This window comes from Micromonospora sp. NPDC005237, from assembly GCF_040607775.1.
Lineage (GTDB): Bacteria > Actinomycetota > Actinomycetes > Mycobacteriales > Micromonosporaceae > Micromonospora.
On the sequence record NZ_JBEXHJ010000015.1, the window covers coordinates 30535 to 46430 of the forward strand.

Genomic DNA, 15896 nt, shown 5'->3' on the forward strand with positions numbered 1-15896 from the left:
CAGGAGAATGATGATGCACCAGCACGGAATTGGCGCCTGGCTGGCCAAGCGCCGGCTCAAGTCCCCGGACCAGATCGCGATCATCCACGGCGACCGGTCGCCCATGACGTACCGCCAGTTCGCCGACGCCACGGACCGGATCTCCGCGGTGCTGCGGGAGCGGGGCGTCGGCAACGGCGACTCCGTCGCCTACCTGGGTGAGAACAGCCCCGAACTCCTCCAGGTGATGTTCGGGGCGGCGCAGGTCGGGGCGGTCTTCGTGCCGGTCAACACCCGGCTCGCCGCACCCGAGATCGGCTACGTCCTCGCCGACTGTGCCGCGCGGGTGCTGATCCACGACCCGGACTTCGCGGTGCCGGTGGCCTCCGCCGCGGGGTCCGCCCGGGCCCCGTACGTCATTGTCAACGGCGAGGGCACCGCGGACCGGCCCGGGCTGGCCCACCTGGCCCGGGCCGCCGTCACCCCGTTCACCGACCACGCCGACACCGCCCACGAGGACCCGGCGGCGATCGTCTACACCTCGGGCACGACCGGCCGGGCCAAGGGCGCGGTGCTGACCCACGGCAACCTCACCTGGGTGGCGCTCAACTGTGTGGTCGACTACGACGTCGTCTCCGCCGACGTCGCCCTCATGATCTCGCCGCTGTTCCACGTCGCCTCGCTCGGGATGGGCGCCCTGCCCGTCATCCTCAAGGGCGCCACGATGGTCATCGAGAGGGGCTTCGAGCCGGGCCGCGCGCTCGCGCAGATCGAGCGGCACGGGGTCACCATGCTCAGCGGTGTGCCGACCACCTACCAGCTGCTGGCCGACCACCCCGCCTGGGCGTCGACCGACCTGTCGACGTTGACGAAGCTCACCTGCGGAGGTTCGGCGGTGCCGGCCCGCATCCTCAACGCGTACGAGGCGCGGGGCCTGTCGTTCTCCCAGGGTTACGGAATGACCGAGGCCGCGCCGGGCGTCACCGCGCTGCCGCCCACGATGACCCGCGTCAAGCAGGGCAGTGTCGGTCTGCCGCACTTCTTCACCGACGTGCGGATCACCGATGCGGCCGGTGCGGTGCTGCCCGCCGGCGCTGTCGGTGAGATCCAGGTGGCCGGTCCCAACGTCTTCCCCGGCTACCACGGGCTGCCGGAGGCGACCGCCGAGGCGTTCACGGCCGATGGGTGGTTCCGCTCCGGCGACCTCGGCCACCTGGACGCCGACGGTTACCTCTACATCTCCGGCCGCCTCAAGGACATGATCATTTCGGGGGGCGAGAACATCTACCCGCTCGAACTCGAGCAGCTGCTCACCGAGGTCGACGGGGTGACCTCGGCCGCGGTCATCGGCGTACCGGACGAGCGTTGGGGGGAGGTGCCGTGGGCGATCGTGACCGTCCGGGACGGGGTGTCCGTGGACACCGCCACCGTCCGGGCCCGCCTGGACGGCAGGATCGCGCGCTACAAGCTCCCGAAGAACGTCGTCATCGTGGACGAGCTGCCGCGGACGGCGTCGGGGAAGGTGCGGAAGGCCGATCTGCGGACCCGATTCGGCGCCTAGTTGCGGGCCGGGTCGCGACGAGCTCGGCGAACTCCGCAGCGGACGCCTCGGCCAGCTTGTCGTGCACCCGGCGGTAGGTCCGCACCGATCTCGCGGCGGGCCATTCCGCGTCCATGAACTCGGCCGGCAGCCTCGGGTCGGCGCGCAGCAGCGCGAGCCAGTCCGCCACGAGCATGGTTCGTACGGTGAGGGCGCTCGGCGCCATCGCCAGCGCGGACGGGTCGTCCCACACCTCGATGAAGGCGAGGTGCGCACGTCGGATCGCCTCGATGTCCCAGGCCGCGCGCACGCTCTCGCCGATCGGGAAGCCGGCGAGTTCACGGGCGTGGAAGGCGACCACTGTGTTGGGCGCGAGGTCCTGCCGCAGCCGCTCCAACGACCCGGCGAGGTCGACCTCGCCGGGCGCGAGCCAGAGCCCGTCCCGGAGCGGCGCGAAGCCCTCCCAGGTGAGGGTGGAACGCAGCCGGTGCCGCAGCATCCGCTGGCCCTCCGGGATCGAGAAGGTGACCAGGGTCCACCCGCTGCCCTGTGGGTCGAACGGCCGCGGCCCGCGAACGCGGTCCGTCGCCTCGCGCAACACCGCCGCCCCGTGCTCGGTGAGGGAGAACAGCGTCTCCCGGCCGCTCCGGCTGCGGGCGAGGATGCCGCTGTGCACGAGACGGTCGAGGGTCGCGCGGGTGGCCGGCGCGGCGACGTCCGCGCCTTCCAGCACGGTGATCAGGGCGCTCGCCCGGATGGGTCCGGTGGCGGCGTCAACGACGTGCTCGCCGAAGAAGGCGAGCAACAACTGCTTCGGCTGACGACTACCCACAGCGTTTCCCCTCGGCGAACTCGTTGGCCTGGCCGCCGATCACCGCGCGGGTCGCGGGGCCACAGCCTGCCCGCGCTTGGCCCGCTGGATCTGGTCGTAGACGTGCGTCCGCAGTTCCGTGAAACGGGGCAGAGCGCGGGTCGTGATCTGATCGCGCTCCGGCGGCAGGTCGATCGCGAGATCCTCCTGGACCCAGGTCGGCGACGTGGACAATACTAGAACCCGCTGACCGAGATACACCGACTCGTCGATGTCGTGGGTGACGAAGACAACCGAGATGGTGCGGCTGGCGTGCAGCTCGCGGACCAGGTCCTCCAGGTCGGCCCGGGTCTGCGCGTCCACGGCGGCGAACGGCTCGTCCATGATCAGGACATCGGGCTGGTAGGCGATCGCCCGCGCGATCGCCACCCGCTGTTGCATCCCCCCGGAGAGCTGCCACGGGTGGCTCCGCGCGGCGTGCGCGAGGCCCACCGCCTCAAGAGCGTCGACGACCAGCTTGTTCCGGGCCGCCCGGGTGAGCTTCTTGTGCCGCAGTGGCAGCTCGACGTTCCCGCGCACCGTCAGCCAGGGGTAGAGGCTGCGACCGTACTCCTGGAAGACGACGGCCATGGCCGGGCTGGGCCCGGTCACCGGCGAGCCGTCCATCTCGACCACGCCGCTGGTGGGCCGCAGCAGGCCGGCGAGGCACTTCAGCAGGGTGGTCTTGCCACAACCGGACGGCCCGACGATGCAGACGAGCTCACCGGCGTCCATCGTGAAGCTGATGTCCCCGATCGCCTCGACGGTGTCCGTCGCCGACTCGTAGACCTTCCGCAGGTGCTCCACCCGCAGCAGGGTGCGCCGATCAGGCACGGTTGACCTCCCTGATTCCGTGGTACCAGCGCAGAACACGCCGTTCGACGAGACCGAAAGCTACGGCGAGGAAGACGCCGACGAGACCGAGGAGGAGGATGCCACTCCACATCTCGGCGATCAGGTAGTTGCGCTGGAAGTAGGCGATCCGGTAGCCGAGGCCGGAGGAGGAGGCGAACATCTCGGAGATGACCATCAGGATCAGCGCGACCGAGAGGGCCTGCCGAACCCCAGCCATGATCCGTGGGCTGGCGGCCGGGAGAACGAGGAACCAGAGCCGCTCCCACCAAGTGACCTGGAACGATTCCGCGGTCTCCGTCATGACGCTGTCCGTCCCCCGGACACCCTCGATCGTGTTCAGCAGGATCGGCCAGACCGCGCCGGAGGCGATCACGACGACCTTCATGGTGTCGGTGATCCCGAGCAGGAGCATCACCACCGGGATCAGCACCGGTGGCGGGATGGCCCGGAGGAACTCCAGCAGCGGTTCGAGGAGTTCGCGCAACCAGCGGGTCAGCCCGATGACGGTGCCGGCGGCGATGCCGAGCACGATGGACGCGACGACACCGAGGCCGAGGCGGGCGAGGCTGGGCAGTACGTCCTCGACGAACGCCGGGCCGACCCAGGTCTCCCGGAAGGCTTCGGCGATCGTCAACGGGTCGGGGAAGAACCGACTCGTCGTCCTCGTCGCCACCAGACCCCAGAGCACCAGCAGCAGCGTCGGCAGCCCCAGCGGGTAGAGCAGGCTCGTCGCGATCCGGGATCCGACCGTCCGGCTGCGTGCCGTGGTGGCGATCCGCCCGGTGTACGCGGTCACAACGGCTCCTCTCCTCGTACCGACTGGTGCCACGACAGCACCCGACGCTCGATGAACCGGAAGACGATGTTCACCATGAGCCCGAGCAGGCCGGTGACCACGACCAGCGCGTACAGGCCGGGGGCGTCTCCGGCGGACCGGGACAGCTCGATCATGCGCCCGAGGCCGGGGTTACCGATCACCATCTCCGCGGTGATGGCGAGGATGAGCGCCACCGCGGCGGCGAGGCGCAGGCCCGTCATGAGGTACGGCAGGGTGGTCGGCAGGACGAGGTGCGACAACTGCTCCCGCCGGGTCAGACCGAAACTGCGGGCGGTGTCGCGAGCCACCGCGTCGACGTCGGCGACGCCGTAGATCACCTGCACGAACACCTGCCAGAACGACGCGTAGATGATGATGACGAGGGCGGCCTGCCGCTGGATGCCGAACATCAGCACGGCGAGCGGGATGAGGGCGACCGACGGGATCGGTCGCAGGAATTCGACAACCGTGTGGGTCGCGCGCCGCAGGAACGGCACCAACCCGACGACCGTGCCGAGGACGAGGGCGGCGACCGTCGCCACCGTCAGGCCGATCGCCCAGGACGTCATGGTGCTGCCCAGCCGCCGCCAGAACGCGAGGTCGACGACCTGCTCGAACAGCCGCGCCAGCACGTCCGTCACGTACGGCAGGTACAGCGGGTTGATCAGGCCCAGCGTCGGGATCAGCTGCCAGACGACGAGGAACCCGGTCAGGCCGACGACGCCCAGCATCGCTTTGCGTAACGCGCGCAGGCGTCGGGTGGGGAACACGCGCATGTCACTCCCGTCGTCAGGCGGGCGGCGAGGCCCTCCCCGGTCCGGGGGCGGGGAGGGCGGGATCGCGCCGGCTACTGCTGCTGGATGAGACGGTCGAAGTTGGGTTGCTTGTCGAGAACCTTGTACTTCTGCGCGAGTTCGGCGAGCGTCTGCAGGCTCGACCGGTCGACCTCCCAACCGAAGGCCGGCAGCCGCACCGACTCGGCCACCGGCGGGGGCAGCTGCAGGTTGTCCTTGATGGCCTGCCGCAGCGCCGCCTCGTTGGCGGGGTCCTTGGCCCACTCCAGCGTCTTCTTCATCGCCGCGGTGAAGTCCTCGACCAGCTTGGCGTCCTTCTCGGTGCGTTCCTTTGTGGTGATGGTGGTGAGCGTGGTCAGGCCGGGCACCACCGCCTGGTAGGGCGCGACGACGAAGGTGTCGCCGCGGGCCTTCAGTTGGGTGACGAAGGGCTCCGGCACCCAGGCGGCGTCGATGTTGCCGGATTCGAGTTGGGCCGGGGCGTCCGGGAAGGCGACCTCGACGAACTTGATCTTCGACGGGTCGCCGCCGTCCTTTTCGACCGCCGCCATGATCGTCACGTCGCCGGCCGCGCCCAGGCTGTTGACCGAGACCCGCTTGCCAGCGAGGTCGGCCGGCCGCTTGATGCCGGACTTCGCGGAGGCGACCACGGCGTTGATGTCGTCGCCGTCGGCGTACGAGGAGGCGTAGTTGCCGATGATGACGACGCCGAGGTCCCGCAGGTCGGCCCGGAACGGGCCGAAGGGCTGGCCGATCGCGAAGTCGATGTCGCCGTTCATGAGCGCCGGAATGGCCTGCGCGCCGCCCTGGGCGGGCAGCACCTCGACCTGGAGCCCGCGTTCGGCGAAGATGCCCGCCTTGACGCCGCCCCAGAGCGCGGCGGTCTCGGTGATGGGCAGCGCCGCGACGCGGACCTTGCGCAGGCCCCCCGAGGTCTGGTCGGACGGGTTGGACGCGTCGGAGTCGGTACATCCGGTGAGGGCGATCGCGGTAGCGGCGATCAGCCCGAGAGCCATGACCTTCTTCATTGACGAGGCCCTTCCTGGGCGGGGGTGGTGGGTGCGTCGGAAGTCGGCGGATGCCTCGGATCTGCAGGTGAACTACCGCTGCGTGGGGGCGCACGCCGCTGTGTTGGCCATGGTCAGTCACCCCGGCATTGAAAGTCAATAATTTCTGACGCCCGTCATGAATAGGTTAAACATTGCTCGGCGACGCGGTCAGACGTCCGGCAGGCCCACGTAGTTCTCGGCCAGGCTGGTGGCGTAGGCGCGGGAGGTGGCGACGTACCTCAACGTGGCGGTCTGCAGCTTCGTCTCGTACGGGTCGTCGCGCTCCAGCCGGTGCAGCATCGAGGTCATCCACCAGGAGAAGTGCTGGGCCCGCCAGACCCGGCGTAGCGCCGTGGCCGAGTAGGCGTCCAGCAGATCGGTGCGGCCCTCGCCGTACCACGCGGCGAACGCGTCCCCGAGCAGCGCGACGTCGGCGAGGGCGAGGTTCATGCCCTTCGCGCCGGTGGGCGGGACGATGTGCACGGCGTCCCCGGCCAGGAACAGCCGCTCCCACCGCATCGGCTCGACCACGAAGCTGCGCATTCCGGTGATGGACTTCTCCAGGATCGGTCCCTCGTTGAGCGACCATCCCGGCACCGTCTCCAACCGGGCCCGCAGCTCCGTCCAGATCCGCTCGTCCGGCCACGCTGCGATGTCCTCGTCCGGCGCGACCTGTAGATACAGCCGAGAGATCTCGGGGGAGCGCATGCTGTAGAGGGCGAAGCCGCGTTCGTGGTTGGCGTAGATGAGCTCCTCCACCGCCGGCGGTGCGGCGGCGAGGACCCCCAACCAGGCAAAGGGGTACGTCCGGTCGTAGGTTGTCAGCACCCCCTCGGGCACCGCGCCGCGGCTCACCCCGTGGAACCCGTCGCAGCCGGCCACGAAATCGCAGTGCAGCTCCTCGTCCCGCCCGTCCCGTCGAAAGTGGACGACCGGCGAGTCCGAGTCGAGACCGTCCAGGCGTACCGCGTCGGCCTCGAAGAGGATCGAGCCACCGGCCGCGAGTCGGGCGGCGATCAGGTCCTTGACCACCTCCTGCTGCCCGTAGACGGTGATCGCCCGCCCGGTCAGATCCGCCATCGGCACCCGGTGTGACTCCCCGGCGAAGCGCAGCTCGATGCCCTCGTGGCGCAGCCCCTCCCGTCGTAGCCGTTCACCGACGCCGCTGCGGCAGAGCAGGTCGACCGAGCCCTGTTCGAGGACCCCGGCCCGGAGTCGGTGCTCGACGTGGTCGCGGCTGCGGCTCTCCAGCACCACCGACTCGATTCCGCGCAGGTGCAGCAGGTGCGACAGCATGAGCCCCGCCGGCCCGGCGCCGACGATGCCGACCTGGGTACGCATTCCCGGCATGCTCCTGTCCTCCCGACGTCAGAACGGGTACCGCGTGATGGCGCCCTGCACGGTGAGCCACTGGGTCTCGGTGAACGCGTCGACGTTCGCCGCGGGCCCCCCGAACCGGGAGCCGGTGCCGGACGCCCCCACCCCACCGAACGGCGCCACCGCCTCGTCGCTCACCGTCTGATCGTTGATGTGCACGATCCCGCTGGGGATCCGGTCGGCGAGGGCCATCGCCCTCATCACGTCGCGGCTGAGGATCCCCAGCGACAGGCCGTACTCGGTCTGCCGGGCCAACTGCACGGCCTCGTCCTGGTCGGCGAAGGTGATCACCGGGGCGACCGGGCCGAAGACCTCCTGGGCGTACGCCGGGGTCGCGGGGGTGACGTCGGTGAGCACCGTCGGCCGATAGAACAGCCCCTCGTACGTGCCCCCGGCCGCCAGTCGGGCGCCCGCGTCGACGCTCGCCGTGACCAGCGCGTGGACCTTGTCGCGCTGGCGCTCGTCGATGATCGGCCCGAGCGCCACCTGCTCCTTCGCCGGGTCGCCGACCGGCAGGTGGTTCGCCTTCTCGGCCAGCCGCTCGACGTACCGTTCGGACAGACTCTCGTGCACCAGGTGCCGGCCGGTGGTCATGCAGATCTGGCCCTGGTGCAGGAACGACCCCCAGGCGCCGGCGGAGACCGCGAGGTCCAGATCGGCGTCGTCGAGCACGATCAGCGCCGAGTTGCCGCCGAGTTCGAGATGTGCGCGTTTGAGGTGGCGTGCCGCCGCCTCGCCGACCTTGCGGCCGGCGGCGGTCGACCCGGTGAAGCTGATCACCCGTACGTTCGGGTCGGCCACCAGCGCCTCCCCGACCTCGACCCCGCCGGGAAGGACGTGCAGCAGCCCGTCGGGCAGGCCGGCCTCCTCGAAGACCCGGGCGATCGAGACACCGCCGCAGACCGCGGTGCGCGGATCGGGCTTGAGCACCACGGCGTTGCCCAGGGCCAGCGCCGGGGCGACGGAACGGGTGGCCAGGATGAGCGGGAAGTTGAACGGGGCGATGACCCCGACGACGCCGACGGGCAACCGGCGAGCCAGGCTGAGCCGCGGTTGCGCGCTCGGGATGATCTCGCCGAGCGGGTGCGAGGCCAGCGCCGCCGCCTCGTAGCATTCCTGCGCCGCGGTGTCGGTCTCGACGCCGGCCTTGGGTGGGATGGACCCGGACTCTCGCACGATCCAGTCGCCGATCTCGGCGGCGTGCCGCTCGAACAGCTGCCCGGCCCGGCGCAGCACAGCGGCCCGTTCGGCGTAGCCGGTGGCGGCCCAGGCGCGCTGGGCGGCGGCAGCGCGAGCGCAGGCGCGCGTCACGTCCTCGGCGTTCGCCAGGCCGACCTGGCCGATCTCCTCGCCGGTGGCGGGGGATCGCACGGGTGCCGTGCCGCCGGCCGGTTCCACCCAGCCGTCGCTGTGCAGGGTGCCCTGCCAGGTCGTGACGTCCAGCAGTGTCATGGCGGTCCTCCTCGGAGCGTGGGGCCGGTGGGCCGGCCCGGGGTGACCGGGCGGACTTCCGCTCACGAAGGGCCCGGAGGTGTTCGCTTACCGAACGGCCGTTCTCTTTATGAACGTTGGCACGTGGTCCGGCTCGCGTCAACGCATCGCCCGACGTGAGTGCCGAACACTGTGGACGGCGAGCTGCCCTGTCGTTGACGGATGCCGTTCCCCGTCGTACGTTCGAGATGAGTACGGCAGTCCGCATAGCGAACGGCTGACGGCAGCACGGTTCGGGCAGGAGGCGGGGAGGCCCATGGCGAAGCTCGTCTCGCTGACCGACGGCGTGGCGCACCTGGTCCGCGACGGCGACGTGGTGGCCCTGGAAGGGTTCACGCACCTCATTCCGTTCGCCGCCGGCCACGAGATCATCCGCCAGGGACGGCAGGATCTGACCCTCGTGCGGATGACCCCCGACGTCATCTACGACCAGCTCATCGGGGCGGGCTGCGCCCGTCGCCTGGTCTTCTCCTGGGGTGGCAACCCGGGCGTCGGGTCGCTGCACCGCTTCCGGGACGCCGTGCAGCACGCCTGGCCACGCCCACTCGACCTGGAGGAGCACAGTCACGCGGGCATGGCCAACCGCTACGTCGCCGGGGCGTCCGGGCTGCCGTTCGCCGTCCTGCGCGGCTACACCGGCACCGACCTGCCTCAGCACACCACCAACATCCGGCCCATCACCTGCCCGTTCACCGGCGAGACGCTGACCGCCGTCCCCGCCCTGCGTCCGGACGTGACTGTGGTGCACGCCCAGCGCGCCGACCGCAACGGCAATGTGCAGATGTGGGGCATCACCGGCGTGCAGAAGGAGGCGGTGCTCGCCGCCCACCGGTCACTGGTCACCGTCGAGGAGATCGTGGACGAGTTGGAACCCGTACCCGGGCAGGTGGTCCTGCCCGGCTGGGCGGTCACCGCGGTGGCCGAGGTGCCCGGCGGCGCGCACCCCTCCTACGCCCACGGCTACTCGGTGCGGGACAACGACTTCTACCGGGACTGGGACGCCGTCAGCCGGCACCGTGACACCTTCCGGGCCTGGCTGGACGAGCACGTGCACCGGGCCGGCGCGGCGGCATGAGTCAGCCCGGCGAGCGAGGGAACCCGATGGCGGACTGGACGGCGGACGAGATGATGACCGTCGCCGCCGCACGGCAACTACGCGACGGCACCGCCTGCTTCGTCGGGATCGGGCTGCCCAGCACCGCGGCGAACCTCGCCCGGGCGACCCACGCCCCGAACCTGGTGCTCATCTACGAATCCGGGTGCCTCGGCGCGAAGCCGGACCGGCTTCCGCTCTCCATCGGAGACGGGATCCTCGCCGACACCGCTGACGCGGTCGTCTCGGTGCCCGAGGTGTTCAACTACTGGCTCCAACCCGGCCGGATCGACGTGGGCTTCCTCGGCGCCGCGCAGCTCGACCGCTACGGCAACATCAACACCACTGTCGTCGGCGGCGACTACGACGCCCCGACGGTCCGGCTGCCCGGCGCCGGTGGTGCCCCGGAGATCGCCGCCTCCTGCGGCGAGGTCGTGGTGATCGTCCGGCAGGACCTCCGGACGTTCACCGAGCGGGTCGACTTCGTCACCTCGGTCGGGTACGGGACGGGCCCGGGCGACCGGGAGCGACTCGGTCTGCGGGGTGGAGGCCCCCGAGTGGTGATCACCGACCTCGGCGTCCTCGCACCCGACCCGGTCACCTGCGAACTCACACTGACCCACCTGCACCCCGGCGTGACCCGGGAGCAGGCGCGGGCGGCCACCGGCTGGGACCTCGCCGTCGCCGAGGGACTGGCCACCGGTGCGCCGCCGACGGCACGCGAACTCGCGGTACTGCGGGCGCTGGAGGCGACGAAGTCCGACGGGAGACGACAATGACCACTCAGGACACCCAGGCCGACAGTGGTCTGGTGCTACCGCGGTACCGGCGCGACGATGTCGACGCCCACCCACCCCTGCTCAGCCCCGGCTACAAGTCGACAGTGGCGCGGGCGCCGAGACACCCACTGGTCTACCTGCCGCAGCGGCTGACCGAGATCACCGGGCCGTTGCTGGGGGAGGGGCGGCTCGGTGCGCTCGACCACGACCTGACCCGCCAGCACGACGGCGAGCCGCAGGGACAGCGGATCATCGTGCACGGGCGGGTCCGCGACGGTGACGGCCGACCGGTACCCCACACGCTTGTCGAGATCTGGCAGGCCAACGCCGCCGGTCGGTACCGCGACGCACGGGACACCTGGCCGGCGCCGCTCGACCCCCACTTCGAGGGGGTGGGCCGGGCGCTCACCGACGACCAGGGGCGCTACCGGTTCATCACCGTGCAACCCGGCGCCTACCCCTGGCGTAACCACGACAACGCCTGGCGGCCGGCGCACATCCACTTCTCCCTCTTCGGTCGCGCGTTCACCCAGCGGCTGGTGACGCAGATGTACTTCCCGGGCGACCCGCTCTTCTTCCAGGACCCGATCTTCAACTCGGTCCGCGACCCGAAGGCCCGGGAACGGATGATCGCCCGGTACGACCACGCCAGCACCGCACCGGAGTGGGCGCTGGCGTACGAATTCGACATCGTGCTGCGCGGCCGGGAGAGCACTCCTTTCGAGGACGAGGACGACGATGAGTGAGCAGTTGGGCGTCATGCCCGCGCAGACCGTCGGGCCGTACCTGCACATCGGTCTGCACTGGCCCGACGGCCCGTACGTCGTACCCGAGGGCACGCCGGGCGCGTTCTGGATCAGCGGTCGGATCGTCGACGGCACCGGGACGCCTGTGGTCGACGCGATGGTGGAGAGCTGGCAGGCCGACCCGGAGGGCCGGTTCGACCATCCGGACGACCCTCGGGGGGCCCGGCCGTCCGCGCTCGCGGGTTTTCGCGGATTCGGGCGGAGCGAGACCGACGGGCGGGGGTGGTACCGGCTGCTGACCGTCAAGCCGGGTGCGCTGCCCGAGCCGGACGGCGGCACCGAAGCCCCCCACCTGACCCTGTCGGTCTTCGGGCGTGGGCTGCTGCACCGCCTCGTCACCCGGCTCTACTTCCCCGACGAGTCGACGGCGAACGCCGCCGACCCCGTGCTGCGCAGCGTCGACGCCGACCGCCGTGACACCCTGCTGGCCAGTCCCGCCCCGGACGGGTTCCGGTTCGACATCCACCTTCAGGGCGACCGTGAGACCGTCTTCTTCGCCCTCTGACGGCCTGCTCGGCGGCCTCTCCGGCGCCCCGGACGTCGACGCGGAACTCAGCGACCCGGCCCTGCTCCAGGCGATGCTCGACGTGGAGGCCGCGCTCGCCCGGGCCGCAGCGGACGCCGGCATCGTGCCCGTACCGGCGGCCGAGGCGATCGCCGAGCAGTGCCGCGCCGAGCGGTACGACCCGGCGGCGCTCGGCCGGGCCGCCGACGCCACCGGCAACCCGGTCGTCCCGCTCGTGGGCGAGCTGACCGCGGCCGTGCCGGAGCACGCCCGGGCCTGGGTGCATTCCGGAGCGACCAGCCAGGATGTGCTGGACACCGCGCTGGTCCTGGTGGCGGTGCGGGCGCTCGGGCCGCTGCTGGCTCAGCTCGATGTCGCCGTGGACGCCGCCGCCCGGCTGGCCGACGCCAACCGGGACACCGTGATGGTCGCCCGGACACTCGGGCAGCAGGCGGCACCCAGCACCTTCGGGCTCAAGGCCGCGGGCTGGTTGACCGGTCTGGTCCAGGCCCGGGACCGACTGCGTCAGGCCCGCGCCGCGCAGCCCGCGCAACTCGGCGGCGCGGTCGGCACCCTGGCCGCGTTCGGCCCGGCCGGTGCCGAGGTCACCGAGCGGTTCGCGGCGCACCTGGGCCTCCCGACCAGCCCGCTGCCCTGGCACACCCGCCGTCAACCCTGGCTCGATCTGGCCGCCGCCCTCGGTGGGCTCCTGGTGGCCGCCGGCAAGATCGCGCTCGACGTCGGGTTGCTCGCCCAGAACGAGGTGGGTGAGGTCGCCGAGGGCGGCACCGGACGAGGTGGCTCCTCGGCCATGCCGCACAAGCGCAACCCGGTGGACTCGATCCTCGTCACCGCCGCGGCACGACGCGGTCCGGGTCTCGTCGCCACCCTGTTCGCCACGGCGGTGCAGGAGCACGAGCGGGCCGCGGGCGGCTGGCACGCCGAGTGGGAGCCGCTGCTCGATCTGCTCCACGTGACCGGTGGCGCCACCGCCCGGTGCGCCCGGATGCTGACCGGGCTCCAGGTCCGCCCGGAGCGGATGCGGGAGAACCTCGACGCGACCGACGGCCTCCTGCTCGCCGAGGCGGTCGCCGCGCGCCTGGCGCCCGCCGTCGGCCGCCGCGTCGCACACGACCTGGTGACCCGCGCCGCCGCCGAACCCTCGTTCCGCGCCGCGCTGCTCGCCGACCCCGAGGTCCGCGCCCACCTGTCCGACACGGAGCTGGCCGAGGCGCTCGACCCGTACCGCTGGCTCGGCTCGGCCGGCCGGTTCGTCGACCGTGCCCTGGCCGCCGTCCGGGGAGCGGGCGGATGACCACCCGGTTGCACCTCACCGTCGACGGCCCGGCCGCCGCGCCGGTGCTGCTGCTCGGCAGCTCCCTCGGCACCGCCGCCGCCATGTGGGAACCGCAGGTGCCGGCGCTCGCCCAACGGTTCCGGGTCATCCGGTACGACCACCTGGGCCACGGCCGCTCGGCGGTGCCGCCCGGACCGTACACGCTGGACCTGCTGGGCCGGGAGTTGCTGCGGACGCTGGACGGGCTCGACGTGCCGTGGGTCCACTACGCGGGGTTGTCCCTCGGAGGCATGGTGGGCATGTGGCTCGCCACGTACGCGCCCGACCGGGTGCGGCGGCTGGCGCTGCTCTGCACGTCGGCGTCGCTCGGCCCACCCGAGCAGTGGCGGGAACGGGCCGCGACGGTACGGGTCGGCGGTCTGCCGGCGATCGCCGACGCGGTGGTGGCCCGCTGGTTCACCCCGACCTTCGCCGCGGCGCGGCCGGAGGTGGTCGCCACCCACCGCGCCATGCTGACCGCGACGTCGCCGGCCGGATACGCCGCCTGCTGCGAGGCGATAGCCGCGATGGACCTCCGACCCGACCTCGGCCGGGTCGCCGCGCCGACGCTTGTCATCGCCGGAGCGGACGACCCGGCCACCCCGGTGGAGCACGCCCGCGACATCGTCGGTCGCATTCCGCGGGCCCGGCTGGCGGTGGTCGACCCGGCGGCGCACCTGGCCAACGTCGAGCAACCCGAGCAGGTGTGCCGACTCCTGTTGGAACACTTCCACGAGGGACGTGGTGACGGATGAACGACCGCGAGCGGCACGAGGCCGGCATGACGGTACGTCGACAGGTGCTGGGCGACGCGCACGTGGACCGGGCGATCGCCGGCACTGACGAGTTCACCGCCGACTTCCAGGACTTCATCACCCGCTACGCCTGGGGGGAGGTGTGGAGCCGGCCGGGCCTCGACCGACGGACCCGTAGCTGCGTCACCCTCGCCGTGCTCGCCACCCTGCACCACGACGAGGAGCTGGCGATGCATGTCCGGGCCGCGCTGCGCAACGGGCTCAGCCCCGAGGAGGTGGCGGAGGTCCTGCTCCAGGTCGGCGTCTACGCTGGTGTACCGGCGGCGAACCGGGCGTTCAAGGTGGCCCGGGAGACCCTGCGGCAGGAGGCCGGGTGAGCGTGAGCGAGGAGGCGACGAGGTCGCCGGAGTTCGTTCAGTCGCTGGAGCGCGGCCTCGCGGTGATCCGGGCGTTCGACGGCGAACATCCGCAGCTCACGCTCAGCGAGGTGGCCAGACGGACCGGACTGACCCGGGCCGCGGCACGCCGGTTCCTGCTCACCCTGGTCGAGCTGGGCTACGTGCACACCGACGGCCGGCTCTTCTCGCTGCGGGCCCGGATCCTCGAACTCGGCTACGCGTACCTGTCCAGCCTGAGCCTGCCCGAGGTCGCGCAACGGCACATGGAGGCGCTGGTCGCGCAGGTGCGTGAGTCCTGCTCGGTGTCGGTGCTCGACGGCGACGAGGTGGTCTACGTCGCCCGCGTGCCCACCAAGCGGATCATGACGGTGGGGATCAGCGTCGGCACCCGGTTCCCCGCGTACGCCACCTCGATGGGCCGGGTGCTGCTCGCCGCGCAACCGGTCGAGTGGCTGGACGACTACCTCGCCGCCGCGCAGCTGCGGCCGCTGACCCGGCGCACCGTCACCGACCCGGTCAAGCTGCGCGCCGTCCTGACGAAGATCGCCGCCCAGGGGTACGCCATCGTGGACCAGGAGTTGGAGGAGGGGCTGCGTTCGGTGGCCGCGCCGATCCACGGCGAGAACGGGTCGGTGATCGCCGCGGTGAACGTCTCCGCGCACGCCAGCCGGGGGTCCTTCGAGATGATCCGTCGAGAGCTGCTCCCGCCGCTGCTGGCCGCCGCGAAGCGGATCGAGGAGGACATCCGGGGCGGCCTGAGCCGGACACCGACGGCCGACGCGCGCGGGCTCAGCTCAGCTTGAGGGCCGGCGCGGTGACGACCCGGGCCGGACGGCGCAGGTACCACTCGGCCACCGCAAGGTTGATCACCCAACCGGCGACCACCAGGCCGGCCCGCAGGTTCCCGTCGGGCTGTTCGCCGGTCGCGAGCAGGTACGGCGCGTGGGTGAACGCCTGGGTGCCGGCACCGAGGCCGATCGCGTAGCCACGCACCATCCACCTGCGGTGCCGGGCGATGTCCCGGCTGAGCACGGCGGCGAGACCGACCAGGATCGAGCTGGCCATGGCCGAGCCGAAGATGAGCCGCATACCGGCGAGCACGTCGTTGTCATGGGCCGGCAGATCGTACGCGACGGCCATCCACAGGCCGGTGAACGCGACCGTCAGCCCACAGGGGACGAGCATCCGGCCGGCCCGGCGGTGCCAGCCGTGCCGACGCAGACGGGGTACGAACTGGAACGCGCCGAGGATCGTGTACACCACCGCGCCGACGATGTGCAGCACCACCGGCAGCGGATCGGCGACGAAGCGCGCGTTCGCCGGGGTGACCTCCGGTCCGCTGCCCAGCTCGGTGAGCCGCCCCGCGCCGGCGAGCATCGGTATCAGGCCCAGCAGGATCAACGCGACCGGTAGCCGCCACTCGCGCATCGTCATGCCGTCGATGGTGGACGCCGCACCCGCCCCCGCTCATC

Annotated in this window: 17 protein-coding genes; 9 read left to right on the forward strand and 8 right to left on the reverse strand. The window is 71.6% G+C overall.

The annotated features are described in order from the left end of the window. Positions 1–13 precede the first annotated feature (13 nt). Positions 14–1540, forward strand: a complete 1527-nt coding sequence (locus tag ABZT87_RS29740; RefSeq protein WP_355139664.1) for a long-chain fatty acid--CoA ligase — start codon at positions 14–16, stop codon at positions 1538–1540. Here the strand turns inward: ABZT87_RS29740 and ABZT87_RS29745 are convergent. The 7 genes from ABZT87_RS29745 to ABZT87_RS29775 all read right to left on the reverse strand — a co-directional run bounded on the left by ABZT87_RS29745 (position 1464) and on the right by ABZT87_RS29775 (position 8713). Beyond that, positions 1464–2351, reverse strand: coding sequence for a PaaX family transcriptional regulator C-terminal domain-containing protein (locus ABZT87_RS29745; RefSeq protein ID WP_355139666.1), 888 nt, complete (start codon positions 2349–2351; stop codon positions 1464–1466). The two genes, ABZT87_RS29740 and ABZT87_RS29745, sit on opposite strands and share 77 nt — an antisense overlap. A 39-nt stretch (positions 2352–2390) precedes the next feature. Next, on the reverse strand, positions 2391–3203 hold the full coding sequence (locus ABZT87_RS29750; RefSeq protein ID WP_355139668.1) for an ABC transporter ATP-binding protein: 813 nt from the start codon (positions 3201–3203) through the stop codon (positions 2391–2393). Next, entirely contained in the window at positions 3196–4020 is an 825-nt protein-coding gene (locus ABZT87_RS29755; protein ID WP_355139670.1) for an ABC transporter permease, read from the reverse strand. Before ABZT87_RS29755 ends, ABZT87_RS29750 begins: the two co-directional genes overlap by 8 nt. Next, the gene (locus ABZT87_RS29760; RefSeq protein ID WP_355139672.1) at positions 4017–4817 is read right to left on the reverse strand and encodes an ABC transporter permease; all 801 of its coding nucleotides are present in this window, start codon (positions 4815–4817) and stop codon (positions 4017–4019) included. Before ABZT87_RS29760 ends, ABZT87_RS29755 begins: the two co-directional genes overlap by 4 nt. 71 nt (positions 4818–4888) lie before the next feature. Then, entirely contained in the window at positions 4889–5851 is a 963-nt protein-coding gene (locus tag ABZT87_RS29765; protein ID WP_354857534.1) for an ABC transporter substrate-binding protein, read from the reverse strand. Between the two features lie 201 nt (positions 5852–6052). Further along, on the reverse strand, positions 6053–7234 hold the full coding sequence (locus ABZT87_RS29770; protein ID WP_355139674.1) for a 4-hydroxybenzoate 3-monooxygenase: 1182 nt from the start codon (positions 7232–7234) through the stop codon (positions 6053–6055). Positions 7235–7252: 18 nt separating this feature from the next. Then, a complete protein-coding gene (locus tag ABZT87_RS29775) occupies positions 7253–8713 on the reverse strand; it encodes a benzaldehyde dehydrogenase (protein WP_355139676.1) in 1461 nt (486 codons plus the stop codon). Positions 8714–9008: 295 nt separating this feature from the next. On the opposite strand from ABZT87_RS29775, the gene ABZT87_RS29780 reads away from it, so the two are divergent. From ABZT87_RS29780 to ABZT87_RS29815, 8 genes are read left to right on the forward strand one after another with little or no spacing between them, the layout of a single operon-like run. After that, the gene (locus ABZT87_RS29780) at positions 9009–9827 is read left to right on the forward strand and encodes a CoA transferase subunit A (RefSeq protein ID WP_355139678.1); all 819 of its coding nucleotides are present in this window, start codon (positions 9009–9011) and stop codon (positions 9825–9827) included. 26 nt (positions 9828–9853) lie between these two features. Continuing rightward, complete coding sequence (locus ABZT87_RS29785; RefSeq protein ID WP_355139680.1) at positions 9854–10624, forward strand: CoA-transferase; 771 nt, start codon at positions 9854–9856, stop codon at positions 10622–10624. After that, positions 10621–11370: a protocatechuate 3,4-dioxygenase subunit beta gene (gene pcaH, locus ABZT87_RS29790; protein ID WP_355139682.1), complete on the forward strand. Its 750-nt coding sequence runs from the start codon at positions 10621–10623 to the stop codon at positions 11368–11370. Before ABZT87_RS29785 ends, pcaH begins: the two co-directional genes overlap by 4 nt. Next, positions 11363–11935: a protocatechuate 3,4-dioxygenase subunit alpha gene (pcaG, locus tag ABZT87_RS29795; RefSeq protein ID WP_355139684.1), complete on the forward strand. Its 573-nt coding sequence runs from the start codon at positions 11363–11365 to the stop codon at positions 11933–11935. The genes pcaH and pcaG overlap by 8 nt, the downstream gene beginning before the upstream one ends. Beyond that, positions 11910–13250, forward strand: a complete 1341-nt coding sequence (gene pcaB, locus ABZT87_RS29800) for a 3-carboxy-cis,cis-muconate cycloisomerase (protein WP_355139686.1) — start codon at positions 11910–11912, stop codon at positions 13248–13250. Before pcaG ends, pcaB begins: the two co-directional genes overlap by 26 nt. Next, positions 13247–14026: a 3-oxoadipate enol-lactonase gene (gene pcaD, locus ABZT87_RS29805; protein WP_355139688.1), complete on the forward strand. Its 780-nt coding sequence runs from the start codon at positions 13247–13249 to the stop codon at positions 14024–14026. The genes pcaB and pcaD overlap by 4 nt, the downstream gene beginning before the upstream one ends. After that, entirely contained in the window at positions 14023–14403 is a 381-nt protein-coding gene (pcaC, locus tag ABZT87_RS29810) for a 4-carboxymuconolactone decarboxylase (RefSeq protein WP_355139690.1), read from the forward strand. The genes pcaD and pcaC overlap by 4 nt, the downstream gene beginning before the upstream one ends. Continuing rightward, the gene (locus ABZT87_RS29815; RefSeq protein WP_355066766.1) at positions 14400–15227 is read left to right on the forward strand and encodes an IclR family transcriptional regulator; all 828 of its coding nucleotides are present in this window, start codon (positions 14400–14402) and stop codon (positions 15225–15227) included. Before pcaC ends, ABZT87_RS29815 begins: the two co-directional genes overlap by 4 nt. On the opposite strand, the gene ABZT87_RS29820 is transcribed toward ABZT87_RS29815, so the two are convergent. Then, positions 15214–15858 carry a DUF2306 domain-containing protein gene (locus tag ABZT87_RS29820; protein WP_355139692.1) on the reverse strand — a complete coding sequence of 215 codons (645 nt, stop codon included), beginning with the start codon at positions 15856–15858 and terminating at the stop codon, positions 15214–15216. The two genes, ABZT87_RS29815 and ABZT87_RS29820, sit on opposite strands and share 14 nt — an antisense overlap. Between the last annotated feature and the right edge of the window lie 38 nt (positions 15859–15896).

What these genes read in the sequence shown, in the direction of transcription:
- ABZT87_RS29740 (WP_355139664.1), top strand. Translation starts at nt 14, where the DNA reads ATGCACCAGCACGGAATTGGCGCCTGGCTGGCCAAGCGCCGGCTCAAG.
- ABZT87_RS29760 (WP_355139672.1), bottom strand. Translation starts at nt 4,817, where the DNA reads ATGCGCGTGTTCCCCACCCGACGCCTGCGCGCGTTACGCAAAGCGATG.
- ABZT87_RS29765 (WP_354857534.1), bottom strand. Translation starts at nt 5,851, where the DNA reads ATGGCTCTCGGGCTGATCGCCGCTACCGCGATCGCCCTCACCGGATGT.
- ABZT87_RS29770 (WP_355139674.1), bottom strand. Translation starts at nt 7,234, where the DNA reads ATGCCGGGAATGCGTACCCAGGTCGGCATCGTCGGCGCCGGGCCGGCG.
- ABZT87_RS29775 (WP_355139676.1), bottom strand. Translation starts at nt 8,713, where the DNA reads ATGACACTGCTGGACGTCACGACCTGGCAGGGCACCCTGCACAGCGAC.
- ABZT87_RS29780 (WP_355139678.1), top strand. Translation starts at nt 9,009, where the DNA reads ATGGCGAAGCTCGTCTCGCTGACCGACGGCGTGGCGCACCTGGTCCGC.
- ABZT87_RS29785 (WP_355139680.1), top strand. Translation starts at nt 9,854, where the DNA reads ATGGCGGACTGGACGGCGGACGAGATGATGACCGTCGCCGCCGCACGG.
- pcaH (WP_355139682.1), top strand. Translation starts at nt 10,621, where the DNA reads ATGACCACTCAGGACACCCAGGCCGACAGTGGTCTGGTGCTACCGCGG.
- pcaG (WP_355139684.1), top strand. Translation starts at nt 11,363, where the DNA reads ATGAGTGAGCAGTTGGGCGTCATGCCCGCGCAGACCGTCGGGCCGTAC.
- pcaD (WP_355139688.1), top strand. Translation starts at nt 13,247, where the DNA reads ATGACCACCCGGTTGCACCTCACCGTCGACGGCCCGGCCGCCGCGCCG.
- pcaC (WP_355139690.1), top strand. Translation starts at nt 14,023, where the DNA reads ATGAACGACCGCGAGCGGCACGAGGCCGGCATGACGGTACGTCGACAG.
- ABZT87_RS29820 (WP_355139692.1), bottom strand. Translation starts at nt 15,858, where the DNA reads ATGACGATGCGCGAGTGGCGGCTACCGGTCGCGTTGATCCTGCTGGGC.